Origin of the sequence: Pseudoalteromonas spongiae UST010723-006 (assembly GCF_000238255.3) — a bacterium.
GTDB lineage: Bacteria > Pseudomonadota > Gammaproteobacteria > Enterobacterales > Alteromonadaceae > Pseudoalteromonas > Pseudoalteromonas spongiae.
The window spans coordinates 3,076,628-3,091,877 of the sequence record NZ_CP011039.1 but is presented as its reverse complement, the minus strand read 5'-3'; the positions used below and the strand labels follow the sequence as shown (position 1 = coordinate 3,091,877).

The following is a 15,250-nucleotide window of genomic DNA, read 5'->3' as shown; positions in this document are numbered from 1 at the left end:
TATAAAACCCTATCAAGCTGCTACAAAAATGAATTTACTGAAGCAAGCAACCAATAAAAGGCACATTACAGATCTAAGCGTCGTGAAAAACAGTATAAATCTCGGTGTAATTTAGTTTAATTTGCTTAACCACTTAATAAATCAAGAAGTTAGGTTTATAGTTAAATTAGAAACATAAAACCTCAACGATAATTTATTAAAACTATATGGCAACAATATTAATTACCGGCGCAGCGCAGCGTATTGGCCTTGATTTAGCAAAGCATTTTTTAAATAAAGGCGACAAACTGATTATTACTTATCGCACTAAACATGCGTCAGTAAATGAGTTGTTGGAGCTTGGCGCTATTTGTTTAGCATGTGACTTTGAGCAAAGTGATGCCGTAGAAAAGTTGGTAGAACAAGTTAAAAGCTACACTAACGAACTCAGTGCGATTATTCATAATGCATCAAGTTGGGATTGCGAAAGCAAGAACCCAGACTTTAATAGTTTATTTGATAACATGATGAATATTCATGCAAAAGTGCCTTATTTATTAAACTTAGCACTTATGCCTTTATTACAAAATAGCTGCGACGAACACAGTGATATTATCCATATTACTGATTACGTTGTTGAAAAAGGTAGCCCAAAGCATATTGCTTATGCCGCGAGTAAAGCGGCACTTGATAATTTAACGCGTTCATTTTCTGCCAAGCTAGCGCCAAAAGTGAAAGTAAATTCGATTGCGCCGTCATTAATTATTTTTAATGACCATGATGACGATGCTTACCGTGCAAAAACCCTGAAAAAATCGATTATGGCGTTAGAACCCGGCACGGCAGAAGTTATTAATGGTATCGAAATGATTCTAAACAGCAATTATATGACAGGACGCACATTGCAACTCGATGGTGGTCGCCACCTAAAATAGGACAGAACAATGGAAAAGAAACTAGCTGAAAACTACCGACAAATTATTGAAGCGGTTGGCGAAAATCCTGAGCGCGAAGGCCTGCTTGATACGCCAAAACGAGCTGCCAAGGCAATGGAGTACCTAACAAAAGGTTATCGCCAAACGCTTGACGAAATTACCAACAATGCAGTGTTTACCTCAGATGCCGACGACATGGTGTTGATACAAGATATTGAGCTGTATTCTATGTGTGAGCATCATTTATTACCTTTTGTTGGTCGTTGTCATATTGCCTATATTCCCGATGGTAAAGTACTTGGTTTATCAAAGTTTGCGCGTATTGTTGATATGTTTGCACGCCGCTTTCAAATTCAAGAACAGCTTACACATCAAATTGCTGAAGCGGTGCAACAAGTTACCAACGCGAAAGGTGTGGGTGTTATTGTTGAGGCCAAACACATGTGCATGATGATGCGCGGTGTAGAGAAACAAAACTCCAAAATGCGTACGTCTGTGATGTTGGGTAACTTCCGTGAAGATCCAAAAACACGCAATGAATTCTTGCAGTTAGTTAAGGGGTAACTATGCTCAATGCGATTATAAATATAACGAATTTACGCCTGCGCACTTACATTGGCTTTAACCCTGAAGAGCGTGAAAAAAAGCAAGATGTAGTGATTAATATTGAAGTGCATTATCCGGCCGATATGGCCTGTGTTACCGATCAAGTAGACCAAGCGGTAAACTATAAAGACATCACCAAAGCAGTGATTGAGCTGGTGGAAAACGGCCACTTTTTGCTGCTTGAAAAATTGGTAGCTGATGTACTGGAAGAGTGTCATCGCCATTCAAGTGTGACATTTGCCAAAGTGTCTATCGATAAGCCACATGCATTGCGCTTTGCAGATTCGGTATCGCTTACGCTTGCATGGCAAAAGCCAAGCTAAAAAAACTGTAGCGCCATAGCGATAACTATGGCGTATCGCAGTGCTTTTCCAATAGCTACAAGCAATACGAAAATAGAAAACGGCACCCGCATAATGCCAGCAACAAAGGTTAGTGGATCGCCCACAATGGGCAGCCAAGCTAATAATAAACTGGCTCTGCCGTAACGATTAAAGCTTTGCTGTGCTTTTTCTAGTTGTTGCTCAGATACTGCAAACCACTTTCTATCTTTAAAGCGATTGAGCTCCTTTCCTAACCACCAATTAACGCAGCTACCTAAAGTGTTGCCCAATGTTGCACTAAACCACAGCAAAGCAATGTTGTATTGTTGCTGGGTGAGATAAGCAAGCATGCCTTCAGAGGCTGTGGGAAGTAGTGTTGCAGCAATAAATGCGGTAAAAAATAGTGATAGGTAGCTCAAACAAGGACTTAAATATTACTCAGTGATAGCTTGACGCATGATGCTAAATTTTTAACACTGAGTCCAGCGTAAATAATTATATGGAATATAAATGAAATACCTATTACCTCTGATGTTGCTAGGAACGCTAGCAGGTTGTGCGCAAACGCCAAAAAATCAAACCACCTACCAGAAACCGAATTACGAAACCTATATTACTCAAGGGGAATCTTTTCCTATCTCACAATTTAACGATATGAAAGGTGAGACGGTTGAATTAGCCGAAGACAAGCGCAAGTTAGTGTTACTTTTCGCCACTTGGTGCAGTGATTCGCAGCGGTTTGTTAAACAGTTAATGGCATCGCCACTTATCGCAGACCCTGATCTGCAGATTATTGCGATTGGTCGAGAAGAAGATACGCAAAGCTTAGTGAACTTTTCAGAAAAGTTTGCAACTAACTTCACCATGGTGGCTGATCCAGAACGTAAAATTTATAGTCAATTTGCCAACGCGGGTGTGCCACGTATTATTTTGTTAGATAAGCAAAATCGCGTGGTTTCGACCTTGATTGGTGAAGCGCCAAACACCATTGAAAAAGTGCTTTGGTAACAAAAGAATACACCATTTAAATCTTATAACGCGTAAATTCGCGGATTGGTCGTTTCCAGTTGCAGCATTGAATGGGATGCTGTAATAATTGGTAAGTTAATAATATTAGGGGCAAACTATGAAATTAAGAACATTAGTTCTTGCAGCTGCAATTGCTGCACCAGCACTTGCAAACGCTAACCCTGCATTCAAAGAAGCAGAGGATGCTATCGAATACCGTCAACAAGCGTTTCAGTTAATTCGTACGCAAATCGCAAATATGGGCGATATGTTGAAAGGTAAAGTTGAATTTAACGCGGAAACTTTCCAAATGCGTGCTAACAATGCTGCAGCATTATCAAAAATGCCTTGGGAAGCGTTTTACGCGGGCACAGATAAAGGCGATACGTCTGCATTAGCAGCTGTATGGTCAGACAATGAAACGTTTATGCAAAAAGCAAATGCGTTTGCTGATTATGCAGATAAACTAGCAGTTGCTGCACAGTCAGGTGACCCAAAAGTAATTAAGCCAGCATTTGGCGCTTGGGCAAAAGGCTGTAAAGATTGTCACAAGTCTTTCAAAGATTAATTGCTTAAGTTAATCGCAAAAAAAGGTCAGCATATGCTGACCTTTTTTAATGTGGTTACTTGTTGTTAGTTTAGCCTATCAATGTACTAATTGACTCAGCGCCCCAAACGTAGAGAATAGCCGTGGCAAGCACTGCAAAAATCGCAAAACCTAGCCATCCACTCTTCATTTTGACACTTTGTTCATAACTTTCTGCTGTTTTGCCTGTAATCATAGGCGGCACAAGTGCTTTTCCTTTTAGTTTATAAATAACAATAGCTGCAATATGCAGTGTGATAGCAATCAAGATTAAGTCAAAAATTTTGTGGTGTAAGCTGCCAGCAAGCGAAGAAAGATCACTGCTTACCATAGCCACTAACGGGCCATCATACATTATATCGTCTGTGGTCATTAAACCCGTAACGGCTTGCGAAATAAGTAATATAAGAAACGCGATCACCATATAACTACCAGCTGCGTTGTGCCCTGGTTTAGGTTGTTGTTGCCCTTTGAACGCTGCAATAGTGCTTTTGGGTGAATGCAGTAATGCCGATAACTTTGCAGTATCACTGCCGATAATGCCCCAAATAATACGTGTTGCTAATAGTGCTAATAGTGTGAAGCCTGCGACAAAGTGCACTTCCATAAGGCTGTTTTCAGCCGAATAGTAAAGTGTTGCAACCAATGCGACCATGCTCCAATGGAAAAAACGGATAAATCCATCCCATACTTGTGTTTTTTGCATTTTGGCCCCTAAAGCGTGTTATAAAAATAAATCAATATGTAAGGTCGTTAGACCCAAATTGAAGTATTACTATGTTGCCATAAATCAGATAAATACGGTAAGCAAATACGTTAAACATCATAAAAAATGCTATTGAGCAATTTTGTACAATTTTAAATAAACCGCTTGGCTATACTGATCGTGTAAATATTTTGCTCCCTTTATTTTTGAGAAGCGTTCATGGAAAAAACAGTCTTTCAATATCATCAGGATTTAAATGGACTCGAAGTACTTAAAGCGCAGTATAAGCAGCAGAATTTCGCACGCCATAGCCATGAAGGCTATACCATAGGGCTAATTGAAAATGGTGCACAGCGGTTTTTTCGCAGTGGTGAAAATCATGTTGCGCCAGCAAGCAGTATTATCTTAGTTAATGCAGACCAAGTGCATAATGGCCAAACTGCGACTGAGCATGGCTGGGGTTACCGTGCTATGTATCCAACCCCAGAGTTATTTGAAGGGCTAACGGATGATATTGGTAAAGCAAAACTAGGCGCGCCCTATTTTGAACAAGCGGTAGTGTTCGACCCCGTGTTAGCACAGCAAATGGCGTTAACCTTCGATTTATTAGCGACTGAGAAAAGTGTATTGGCAAAGCAGTCAGCATTGTATCAATTATTAATTAATTTAATTGCTCGCCATAATAAAAGTGCTTTTAATTTAAAAGGGCTATCACGCAAACCACAACTAAACACTGCGCTTGATTATTTGCGCGATTATTATTTCGATAATATAAGTTTGACCGAACTTGCCGCGATTGCTCATATGAGTCCGTTTCACTTTATTCGACAGTTTAAGGCTGAAACAGGTATGACACCGCATGTTTATCAAACGCAATTTCGTATAAATCGTGCCAAGCAAATGCTACGCTCGGGGCTTGCGATTAATGAAGTGGCATTATCTGTTGGTTTTTATGACCAAAGTCACTTTCATCGATATTTTAAGAAGAATATGGGGTTAACCCCTAAACAGTACAGCAAGGCAGTACTTTACCAAGCCTCATAAATTACTGGTCAATCAACGAGAATTAAATGAAAACAGCAATTGCTAAAGGGTTTTGGGATATGCTCCCACTCAATCTAGCGGTGATCCCATGGGGTATTTTATGCGGCTCACTGGCAGTGCAATCGGGTTTTAGTCCGCTTGAGGCACAGCTAATGTCACTATTGGTTTTTGCCGGTTCTGCGCAACTGGTTGCAATAGAATTAATTGCTGGTAACGCCTCACTTATCACCATTTTAGTCACTACTTTTATTATAAGCGCTCGCCACTTTTTGTATGGCTTAAGTGTGCGCCATCGTTTAATTGATAAGCCGCTTAAATGGCGTTTAGGCTTGGGTTTTTTACTAACGGATGAGCTTTTTGCTTTTTCACATCACCATAGGGCATATCAAGGTAAAGTAAGGTTAGTTTACGCCTTAGTTGCGGGCAGCAGCTTTTATATCGCTTGGAATATTTGGACGCTCATAGGTGTTGTAGCAGGGGCATTACTGCCGGACCTTACTCAACTTGGGTTAGACTTTGCGATCGCCTCAATTTTTATCGCTTTGGTGATCCCAAGCATCAACAATTGGCCAGTTTTAATAGCGTGTTTAACCTCGGCTGTCAGTATTGTTATTTTTAAACTGTGGCAATTTGAACTTGGACTTATTTTCGCGGCGCTGCTGGGCATGAGTGTGGGTTATGTGCTTGAAAGCAGACGAGGTGCAAAATGCTAGAGATTATTTTTTTGATGGCATGCGTCACGTTCACAACGCGTTTTTTATTTTTATCTAAGCGTTTACCCTTTAGCATTGGGCCTAAAATGCAGCGTTTTTTAAGTTTTAGCGCGCCCTGTGTACTTACCGCGATTTGGGTACCGATTGTATTTGTGCAAAAGGGGGAGTTGGCTATTTCGCTCGATAATCCGTATTTAATAGCAGCAGGTGTTGCCGTTTTACTGGCATATCGCTTTAAGAATTTATATGTCACTACCGTGGTGAGTTTAGTGGTGTTCTTTTTACTGAAACTCTAACTGCTTTACAGCAGTTAGAGTTTATAGGTGGGCGCTTAAACCGACGCCTTTAATACTGCGCGGCTTATATCAAGTGTTACTTGTTGGCTTTCACCCAGCTCAGTCATACCGTGACGTTCAAGTTGTTCAACGACGGCATCAGCTACTTTTTCATCTAACTGGTAATCGCTTAAACGTGTTGGCATGTTTACCGAGTGGAAAAACGCCTCGGTTTTTTCAATCGCTTGGTCAATGGCTAAGTTTTTATCTTGCTCTGTAATACCCCAAATACGTTCAGCATACTGCAATAATTTCGCTTCTTTTTGTTGGCGCATAGCGTTCATCATACGTGGCAGCACAATGGCGAGAGTTTGCGCGTGATCTAAGCCGTATAATGCAGTTACCTCATGACCAAGCATATGTGTAGACCAGTCTTGTGGTACACCTGCACCAATTAGCCCGTTTAGTGCCATAGTTGCCGACCACATTAGGTTTTCACGAACCATCATATTATCTGGTTCTGCGAACACACGTGGGCCATCTTCAATTAGCGTATGCAATAAGCCTTCAGCAAAGCGATCTTGCACTTTGGCGCCATGGTCAAATGTTAAGTATTGCTCCATAACGTGCACAAATGCGTCAACGACACCGTTCGCTAATTGTCTTTCTGGTAGTGTTTTTGTTACTTGTGCATCAAGTACAGCGAACTTTGGTTGTACTTTTTCACTTGCAAACGGCAGCTTGTCGTTGGTGTCGAGCTTAGACACAACTGAGTAGCTATTTGATTCCGAGCCTGTCGCAGGTAAGGTAAGTACAACACCAATTGGCAGGGCGTCTGTTACTTCTGCTGCTTTTGCTAAAATATCCCATGGTTCACCATCGAACTTGGCCGCAGCAGCAATAAACTTCGTACCATCAATAACGGAGCCACCGCCTACCGCAAGTAAATAATCGATGTTGTGCTCTTTGATTTGCGCAACGGCACGCATTGCGGTTTCATAACTCGGATTTGGCTCAATACCCGAAAACTCAAAAACTTGGTGTCCACTTAGGGCATCGGTTACCTGCTGGTAAATACCATTTTGTTTAATACTGCCACCGCCATAAATAACCAGTACTTTTGCTGACTGTGGGATCTCGTGTTGAACACTTGCGATTTGGCCTTGGCCAAAAATAATTTTAGTTGGATTTACAAAACTAAATTCCATTGTATTGCCTCAATTAGGTACGGTAATTAAAGCCAGTCTAACGTTTTTCTGAGTTGGGATAATCCCCACTGTTGACAAATCACTTTTGCATGTATGCAATAATAAGTGTGTTCTAATTTCTATTTTTGCATAGGTGCTTAGTATGAACTGGCAAGGGATCAACGAATTTTTGGCTGTAGTAGACAGTGGTAGCTTTACTCAAGCTGCTAAAGTGCTTGATGTGTCAACATCACATATTAGCCGTAGCGTCTCGCAATTAGAGTCGAGATTGGGTGTTGCGCTGTTAAAACGAACAACGCGTTCGCTTAATTTAACTGAAGCTGGGCAGCAATATGCGGCCTCATTACACTCGATTCAATCAGCAATGGAAGAGGCTAACCTAGCGCTGCAAGGTGAACAACAAGAGCCGAAGGGCAAGATTAAAATCTCGTGTGCTGGCGATTTTGCCTCAAAGCAAATTGCGCCTAAGCTTGCGCAGTTTTGTCAGCGTTATTCACAAGTGTCGATTACCATGGATTTTAATAACCGCAATGTAGATTTGATTGCCGAAGGCGTTGATTTAGCAATTCGATTTGGCCGAATGGCTGACTCTAATTTAATTGCGCGGCCACTTTCAACACGTGTTATGACTTTAGTTGCATCGCCTGAGTACTTAGCAAGGTTTCCTGCACCAAGCCACCCAGAGCAATTGATAGAGCATAATTGTTTAATCGCGGTGACTAACCGTTGGCGCTTTAATATGGGCGACAATATTAAAGAGTTTAAGGTGGCTGGACGTTGGCGCAGCAATAATGGAGAAGCGCTGCTGCAAGCGTGTTTATCGGGCTTAGGCATTGCTCATCTAGCGTATGATATTGTTGGGGACTATATTGAAAGTGGCAAATTAGTAAGCTTATTAGACTCATATCAAGTTGCAGATAACGCTTCTTGGCTGGTTTACCCCAACCGTGATCTAATGCCCTTAAGAGTACGTTTATTAATAGATTTTTTAATTGAAGAGTTTAAATCGAGATGACCGCGATTTATTTCAATTTTTGAACTATTATTGTGCGATTATGTCGTGCGCGATATATTTGGCTGCAATAGAGGAGAAAGCTAATGACACCATTTTATCAATTTAGTATTAACAGTTTGCAAGGTCAGAATATCGACTTTGCAGATTTTGCAGGCAAAGTCGTATTAGTGGTAAATACAGCGAGTAAGTGTGGATTAACACCACAATATGAAGGTCTTCAAGCGTTACACAAAAAGTATAGCGACCAAGGTTTAGTTATTATTGGTTGCCCGTGTAACCAGTTTGGCCAACAAGAACCAGGCTCGCCGGAACAAATTCAGGGTGAATGTTTAATTAACTATGGCGTTGATTTCACTATGACAGAGAAAATCGATGTAAATGGTGAAAATAGCCACCCACTTTATAAGTATTTACGCACTGAATTGTCGGGTATTTTAGGCAATAAAATTAAGTGGAACTTTACTAAGTTTTTAATTGGCCGAGATGGAAAACCAGTTAAGCGTTTTGCGCCAACAACAAAACCTGACGCACTTGCTAGCTATATCGAAAAAGCGCTGGCGCAATAGTATGGCAAGTAAGCCCGAGCAACTGTTAGAAAATCAACTTTGCTTTCCAATTTATGCGGCGTCACGTCTAGTGACGCGGCTTTACCAGCCTGAGTTAGACAAATACAAACTAACTTATCCGCAGTACGTTATTTTACTGATTTTATGGCAGCAAGATGGCGTTACTGTGGGGGAGATTGGGCAGCAGGCAATTTTAAACAATAATACATTAACGCCTATTTTAAAGCGTATGGCCGACAACAATTTAATTGAGCGCAGGCGTGATGATTGGGATGAGCGAAAAGTACGTATTTATTTAACTGATTACGGTAACTCGCTACAGCAATCGCTTTCGTGCCTACCTTCACAACTGGTAGATAAAGTAGGGTTAGATCTTGATAAAGCGTCCCAACTAAAAGCATTGCTCGGTGATTTAATGTTGCAGTTAAACGAACACAGTTAACCTAAATTTAGGTGAATTCGTTCAGATTAACTAAAGCGTTTTGTTCTTTGTTGTTGCTTATTGATTTAGTCCGCTGGCCTACAAGACAACGCCGCGATCAAAAAGCTTTGAATTTGAACAGAATTTAGACCACAAAGGTCAACACGTTCTACTTCTATGGATTAATGTGTATTGGCTGATTTTTATTATTTTTGTGTGACTAAGTTTGGAATTAGGGGTGTGAAATACCCGCCACATAAAACATCAACAGTGGCTAATTATTGTTTTTAAACAATGGCGCGAAATGCTGTTATAGCTCATCCCAGTAATTGTGGGTGTCATCCATGCCAATCGATTTTCGTAATCGCTTTCTTTCTAAAATATCTTCTAAACGTTTTTTAACTTCGCGTTTATGTTCGTTTTCTTGGTTGTTTTCTAAATCGCTATTTAGCGGCTCTTGATTGTTTATGTTTTGGTAATTGTCTTTCATGATCACCCTCAACATTAAATGTGTAAGCACTCATAAACAGTAATAACCATTATTGTATTTTGCGCAAGTAAATATATTTCAAATAACTTAGTCAAATACACAATTCATATGGTTAAATTTACTATTTTTTAGTTTTTACATGTTTTTTAGAAGCTCTTAAAGTTACGAGAAAATAGTTATCTATATGTATTTTAAGTGTTTTTTAAATTTGGCACTGACCTTGATATAGCTATATCAACGAGAGAAAAAATTAAAACGCAAAAGATACGGGAATCACTATGAAACAATTACTTTTAACAACAGCAGTGGCAGCGTGTATTGGCTTATCAACAAGTGCAGTAGCACATCAAGATGGTCACGATAGCAATATGAGCTTTTCGTCGGATAGCTGCAATTTAGAATTTAACAACACCCTATCAATTACACCTGATACGGTTAATATCAAAGCCGCTTCAGGTGAAGTAGTTATTGACCAAGATGGTAACTTGCAGATTAATGGCGAAGCTCAGTCACTCTCTGCAGCGGATCAAACATTACTTGCCCGTTACTCTAGCGATGTGCGCGGTCAGGTTCCACAAGTGGCTGAGATAGCGATGGAAGGTGTCGCGTTAGCAGGTGTTGCGCTAAGCGAAGTGGGCAATGCATTTGGCTTAAAAAATATGGCTACAATGGAACAAATGATGTCAGAGATTGGCGATGAAATTCACGCTGCATTTTATGACGGTGGCACATTCATTATGGATCAAGGCCGTTTCGATAACATTGGCGACACATTCGATAGTAAGTTCGACCAGCAGATGGAACAAGCAATGGAAGAAATGATTATGGAATCCATTGGCAGCTTACTGATTACGCTAGGTAGCGAAATGTTAAGTTCTGGCGGCGATATGAGTGAGTTTGAGCAACGCATGGAACGTATGGGCGAGCAAATTGAAGAAAAAGTTGAGCTACAAGCGAAGAATATTGAGCAAAGAGCAGACCAAATGTGTTTTGACTTTAAAGACCTAGCAATGCAAGAGGATGAGTTACAAGCGCGTATTCCGGCACTTGCAAATTACGATGTATTTAAAGTGGAAACTAAAAAGTCATCTATCTAATGTAAGTAAACATTAGTTACAGCGTCAGTCATCATTTTAGGGAGCATTAGCTCCCTTTTTAATTGAGTTGTTCAGCTTTTAAATGAACTTCCCCATAGTGTTCCGGGATCTTTTCAGCAATGAAAAAGTTGAGTAAATCTTGGTCTAGCTCGCCTTTACTTGCGAGTTGTTGCATTATGCCAAGGGCTTGTGACAGGGTCTTAGCTGTTTTATAAGGCCGATCCGAGGCGGTGAGTGCTTCAAAAATATCAGCAATTGCTAGAATGCGCGCTTCAAAACTAATTTGCTCACCAAACAGCCCTTTGGGGTAACCTTTACCATTAAGTTTTTCATGATGTGCGCCTGCGATCTCTGGCACTCTGCTTAAATGTTTTGGAAATGGTAGCTTCTCAAGAATTTCAATTGTTTGAATGATGTGATGGTTGATCGCATAGCGCTCTTCAGAATTAATAGTACCGGCACTCACACTTAGATTATAGAGTTCACCAAGGTTATTTCTTAACTCGGGTTGTTGTAAATTATACTTAGTGCTATCGCAGCGTAAGTTTTGATTATAAAGCAAGTGACTTGGCTTATCGGTCAAAATACTAAGCTCAGAAACCTCCGGGTAATCAGTGTATTGCGTTAACTCTTCTTGTGATAACCCTAGACGCTCATTAAAGTATGGTTGCCAATTCAGTTGTGCGATTTCATGGAGTTTGTTTTTGTCACTGTCTGATACAAACTCAGCGCTATTGCAATAAGCTACATGCGCAAAGTCACTTTCTAACTGCTTTATTTGTTTCATTAATTTAGCATTGACTGCGCTTTTATCCGCACCGGCTAGGATTTCTTTTAGCGCGTCAATTTCTAAATCACGTTTTACTACTTCAAAACGCGTTCTAATTTCATGAATGCGGTTGTAAATGGTTTCTAATCGGGTGGCTTTGTCCACTATGTATTCTGGCGTTGTGACTTTGCCACAGTCATGTAACCAAGCCGCGATGGAAAGTTGGCGCCTCGCACTTTCATCAAAATGAAAATTAGGAAACTGCGTGGATTGACTCGCTGCTTCAGCAATTTGTGTGGCAAGCTCAGGCACTCGTTGACAGTGTTTACCCGTATAGTGAGATTTAGTATCAATCGCACCCGCAATGACTTGAATAAAGGAATCGAGCAACTTCTCTTGTCTATTGACCAGCTTTCGCCCTTCAATTGCGACACCAAAAAACGCGGCAACTTGCTCAGCAAGCTTAAGACTAATGTGCTCTTGCGGCATACTTACAGGATAAAAATATATTTGTAAGCCAATAACCTGTTGTTCGCGATTTTTTAGCGGCACAAGCACTTGGTAGCACTCTGAATCGGCTTGTGAAAACAGGGTTTGTAACGTTTCAGGTAATTGATTTATCTTTGTTGTATCACAAGTAGTGTATAACGCGTGCCAGTCGATATTGGGCAGATTATCGAGCGTGAATTTTTGCTTATGATACTGTAAGAATTCCGCTACTAATGTTTGGTTTTTCGTAAGAAGAATCAAACACCCTTCGGCATGCATCATTTGCATCGATTTTATGGCTATTTTATCGATTAAATGTTGTAAGTTTTGTTCTTTTGAAAGGGTTTCAAGCAGGCTGAAAAACTCCACTAAGTTACTGTGAAGAAGTTCTAAACTATGAGCTAGTTCTTCAATTTCAGTTACCAGGGCATAGCGAGTTGATTTTTTAGGTGCTTCGAAATTGGCTAACAGTGACGCATATTCGTTTACTTGACGAATGGGACGCGTCATAAGGTGAGCAACAAAATAACTCAAGGGTAATACTAATAAACATAATCCAATAGAGATAAACAACCATTGATACAGCTGTGCATATATCGGTGCGAGAATATCCTCTGCTTCGGTGGCAGCAACTAACATGATGTTGCTACCTTCTTCATTATTTATTTCTGATGCACTGATATACCATGACTGATTTTTAGTTTGTATTTTCGTGAGTGAATGACTATCCGATGATCTTACCTTTGCTGCGGAGTGGGCTAACCACGTTTGCCAAGGGGCAATTCGTTGGTTATTTAATTGAATATTCTGACCATCTTGTAACGCTAAAAGCTTATTTTGACTGTTCATTAAAAACAGCCAAGTGTTAAATTTGAGTGCGTCATGGCGCATGCTTTCGGACAGTGCTTGTGAATTAAGGTCTAGGTTTACCGTGAGTTGATTAACTTGTTTCACCATCGAAAACACTTTTTCGTTGCGAAAGTTGTCAAGATAAGGCTCAACCACGGTAACCTTGTGAGCGGTTTTGGCTTGTTGGTACCATGGACGCTCTTCGATATTAAGTGTGGCGGGAAGTGCTTGTTTTTCGATTAGTGTTAGCGCTTGATCATAAAAAGAACGAACTTCTTTATTATCGTTTATCTTTTGCAGTAAAAAATAAGCGTTGTGTGGTGCGCCAAATAAGCCTTTTGTTTCGGCAGATTTAATTTGGTGCAGTGCCCAAAGGGTATTATCTGCTGTAACGATCATTATGGCATCGGCATGTTCGTCACTGTGTAAAAACATACTGAGTTCGCGTAACAGCAACGGGGGAAACTCTTTAAGGAGCGCTTGCTTTGCTTGATAACGGTAAATAAGGCTATTGATGACTTTGTGTTCGTTACTGTAATCAGAACGAATACGTGTTAGCACATCTTTGAGCGCTTGTTGATGATTATTGAGCGCTTGAGTTGTGGCATACTCCAAGCGATTTTGATAATTCAGATAAATAAATGTGCTACTAATGAGTAACGACGACATCAAAACAGCAATAGTCGAAAATGTGATAATGCTCAGTTTTGGCATGATTAACTCACTGCAATTAAATGATTTTTATCGTTAACGCGCTTTTAGCTACTTCAATCACCACAGGTGTGTAGCCTGCAGATTCTCCATCTGCTTGCACAGGCAAGTTTGGGGTTAGGACTTCAAGTTGTGTAAATGCGTGTTCCTTCACTTCTGGTAGCGAAATATGTTTACCGTAATAGAGCTTAGGTAAAGCCCAGAGCTTTTTGGCTAAATGCGTTTTTTCCACGCTGTAACGCATTAAATGCGACGAGTTTAGCTCTGCGTTGGGCGCAATTTTCATACCGCCGCCAAAGTATTTGCCATTAGCAAACACCGTAAGAAAGTTTTTATAATGCGTTTCTTTACCTTGCTGCTGTAATGATAAGAGTGATTCCTTAAAGAATACAAGACAAGCAAGGGTATGATATAAATAGCTGAAACGCGCTAACCAGCCTTTATTTCCTTTGGTACGCTCTACGATTTCAGCGTCAAAGCCTACGCCGGCACTGTTAATAAAATAACGCGCATTAACTCTTCCTAAATCAATCGTGATTACGCGATCGCTTTGTACTAACTGCTTTAGTTGTTGTTTGCTATAGGCAAAATTGCGCATAAAGTCGTTACCTGTACCGCACGGCAAAACGGTAATTGGTTTGTTGCTGTAAGCCATACAATTGGCTAGCAAGTGCAGCGTGCCATCACCACCCAGCATGATCACTTCAGTGTACTCTGCCAAATGTTGTTTAAAGAAAAGTTGGTTATCCGCTAATACTGCTGAGGTCGTAAAAATATAGTAGCTATGTTGTTGCTGCTTTAAGGTGGTAACGAGCCAATTTAACCAATATTTTTTTTGTTTATTTGGTAGTGGGTTTAAAACAATTAGATAATGTTTATTCATGAAATGGTGATTAATAAAACGCTAAGCACAAGCTTGCCCGTTTAAGGCTTTTAGGTCAAATAGATAGGATTGGGTTTTGCACATTTATGCAGTTTATATGCAACTATAGTTACTTTAATTTCGCATTAGAAAAACTCATGTCAAAATGGTAATTTTATTGATTGGATTTTAACCATTTTTGAACGCAAAATAGCACCTAGTTAAACAACAGGAGCAATCACATGACTAAACAAACGTTAAATCAAGGTGGCCAATCTCAAGGTCAATTAACTCGTTCTAATAACGGTAAAAAAAGCTTATTGGCTAAGTTAAACCGCTATGGCAAAAAACTCGCATTAGCAGGCGCAGTTGCATATAAATAAATGATGATTTATTTGCGACCGTTCGCACCTGTTTAAATGGCTGTAATTTTATAAATTACAGCCTTTTTTATTTAATAATCTAATGCTTTTTAAAGTCAGTTATGTTGTTTAACTAATTTTTAAATATGACTTAGGAAAGTTTAATTAATTCAACAGGCTTAATTTAGCTGTTGTCATTACTATATGTCTCGCGTTCCTGTATTACCGTCGGCTTT

Annotated in this window: 19 protein-coding genes; 13 read left to right on the top strand and 6 right to left on the bottom strand. The window is 40.1% G+C overall.

The window, feature by feature from the left end; genetic code table 11:
• Positions 1-206 precede the first annotated feature (206 nt).
• Genes folM through folX form a run of 3 tightly spaced genes read left to right on the top strand, consistent with a single transcriptional unit; the run spans position 207 to position 1,843 of the window.
• Positions 207-914: a dihydromonapterin reductase gene (folM, locus tag PSPO_RS14215; protein ID WP_010561369.1), complete on the top strand. Its 708-nt coding sequence runs from the start codon at positions 207-209 to the stop codon at positions 912-914.
• A gap of 9 nt (positions 915-923) precedes the next feature.
• A complete protein-coding gene (folE, locus tag PSPO_RS14210; RefSeq protein ID WP_010561370.1) occupies positions 924-1,478 on the top strand; it encodes a GTP cyclohydrolase I FolE in 555 nt (184 codons plus the stop codon).
• A gap of 2 nt (positions 1,479-1,480) precedes the next feature.
• Complete coding sequence (gene folX, locus PSPO_RS14205; RefSeq protein ID WP_010561371.1) at positions 1,481-1,843, top strand: dihydroneopterin triphosphate 2'-epimerase; 363 nt, start codon at positions 1,481-1,483, stop codon at positions 1,841-1,843.
• Here folX and PSPO_RS14200 read toward each other — a convergent pair.
• Positions 1,840-2,262: a YqaA family protein gene (locus tag PSPO_RS14200; protein ID WP_010561372.1), complete on the bottom strand. Its 423-nt coding sequence runs from the start codon at positions 2,260-2,262 to the stop codon at positions 1,840-1,842. The two genes, folX and PSPO_RS14200, sit on opposite strands and share 4 nt — an antisense overlap.
• Positions 2,263-2,353: 91 nt before the next feature.
• Between PSPO_RS14200 and PSPO_RS14195 the strand changes: the two genes are divergently transcribed.
• Positions 2,354-2,851: a TlpA family protein disulfide reductase gene (locus tag PSPO_RS14195; protein ID WP_010561373.1), complete on the top strand. Its 498-nt coding sequence runs from the start codon at positions 2,354-2,356 to the stop codon at positions 2,849-2,851.
• A 118-nt stretch (positions 2,852-2,969) separates the two neighbouring features.
• Entirely contained in the window at positions 2,970-3,419 is a 450-nt protein-coding gene (locus PSPO_RS14190; protein WP_010561374.1) for a c-type cytochrome, read from the top strand.
• 70 nt (positions 3,420-3,489) lie between these two features.
• On the opposite strand, the gene PSPO_RS14185 is transcribed toward PSPO_RS14190, so the two are convergent.
• Positions 3,490-4,143, bottom strand: coding sequence for a cytochrome b/b6 domain-containing protein (locus tag PSPO_RS14185; RefSeq protein WP_010561375.1), 654 nt, complete (start codon positions 4,141-4,143; stop codon positions 3,490-3,492).
• A 219-nt stretch (positions 4,144-4,362) separates the two neighbouring features.
• Between PSPO_RS14185 and PSPO_RS14180 the strand changes: the two genes are divergently transcribed.
• The 3 genes from PSPO_RS14180 to PSPO_RS14170 are packed head-to-tail and all read left to right on the top strand — an operon-like array spanning position 4,363 to position 6,196.
• Entirely contained in the window at positions 4,363-5,187 is an 825-nt protein-coding gene (locus PSPO_RS14180; RefSeq protein ID WP_010561376.1) for an AraC family transcriptional regulator, read from the top strand.
• 26 nt (positions 5,188-5,213) lie between these two features.
• Positions 5,214-5,900 (top strand): AzlC family ABC transporter permease, encoded by a 687-nt coding sequence (locus PSPO_RS14175; RefSeq protein ID WP_010561377.1) that lies wholly within the window; start codon positions 5,214-5,216, stop codon positions 5,898-5,900.
• Positions 5,894-6,196: an AzlD domain-containing protein gene (locus PSPO_RS14170; protein WP_010561378.1), complete on the top strand. Its 303-nt coding sequence runs from the start codon at positions 5,894-5,896 to the stop codon at positions 6,194-6,196. Before PSPO_RS14175 ends, PSPO_RS14170 begins: the two co-directional genes overlap by 7 nt.
• A gap of 35 nt (positions 6,197-6,231) precedes the next feature.
• Here the strand turns inward: PSPO_RS14170 and PSPO_RS14165 are convergent, their stop codons facing one another.
• Positions 6,232-7,383, bottom strand: coding sequence for an iron-containing alcohol dehydrogenase (locus PSPO_RS14165; RefSeq protein WP_010561379.1), 1,152 nt, complete (start codon positions 7,381-7,383; stop codon positions 6,232-6,234).
• Between the two features lie 142 nt (positions 7,384-7,525).
• Between PSPO_RS14165 and PSPO_RS14160 the strand changes: the two genes are divergently transcribed.
• From PSPO_RS14160 to PSPO_RS14150, 3 genes are all read left to right on the top strand, one after another.
• Positions 7,526-8,398: a LysR family transcriptional regulator gene (locus tag PSPO_RS14160; RefSeq protein ID WP_010561380.1), complete on the top strand. Its 873-nt coding sequence runs from the start codon at positions 7,526-7,528 to the stop codon at positions 8,396-8,398.
• Positions 8,399-8,481: 83 nt separating this feature from the next.
• Positions 8,482-8,964, top strand: coding sequence for a glutathione peroxidase (locus tag PSPO_RS14155; protein ID WP_010561381.1), 483 nt, complete (start codon positions 8,482-8,484; stop codon positions 8,962-8,964).
• 1 nt (position 8,965) lies between these two features.
• A complete protein-coding gene (locus tag PSPO_RS14150) occupies positions 8,966-9,406 on the top strand; it encodes a MarR family winged helix-turn-helix transcriptional regulator (protein WP_010561382.1) in 441 nt (146 codons plus the stop codon).
• Between the two features lie 289 nt (positions 9,407-9,695).
• Here PSPO_RS14150 and PSPO_RS14145 read toward each other — a convergent pair whose 3' ends face one another.
• Complete coding sequence (locus PSPO_RS14145; protein ID WP_040641207.1) at positions 9,696-9,875, bottom strand: PA3496 family putative envelope integrity protein; 180 nt, start codon at positions 9,873-9,875, stop codon at positions 9,696-9,698.
• A 278-nt stretch (positions 9,876-10,153) separates the two neighbouring features.
• Between PSPO_RS14145 and PSPO_RS14140 the strand changes: the two genes are divergently transcribed.
• Complete coding sequence (locus tag PSPO_RS14140) at positions 10,154-10,972, top strand: YggN family protein (protein ID WP_010561383.1); 819 nt, start codon at positions 10,154-10,156, stop codon at positions 10,970-10,972.
• A 58-nt stretch (positions 10,973-11,030) separates the two neighbouring features.
• Here the strand turns inward: PSPO_RS14140 and PSPO_RS14135 are convergent, their stop codons facing one another.
• A complete protein-coding gene (locus tag PSPO_RS14135; protein WP_010561384.1) occupies positions 11,031-13,793 on the bottom strand; it encodes an HD domain-containing phosphohydrolase in 2,763 nt (920 codons plus the stop codon).
• 16 nt (positions 13,794-13,809) lie between these two features.
• Entirely contained in the window at positions 13,810-14,673 is an 864-nt protein-coding gene (locus tag PSPO_RS14130) for a diacylglycerol/lipid kinase family protein (RefSeq protein ID WP_010561385.1), read from the bottom strand.
• 221 nt (positions 14,674-14,894) lie between these two features.
• Between PSPO_RS14130 and PSPO_RS21680 the strand changes: the two genes are divergently transcribed.
• A complete protein-coding gene (locus PSPO_RS21680; RefSeq protein WP_158523452.1) occupies positions 14,895-15,035 on the top strand; it encodes a hypothetical protein in 141 nt (46 codons plus the stop codon).
• Positions 15,036-15,250: the final 215 nt, after the last annotated feature.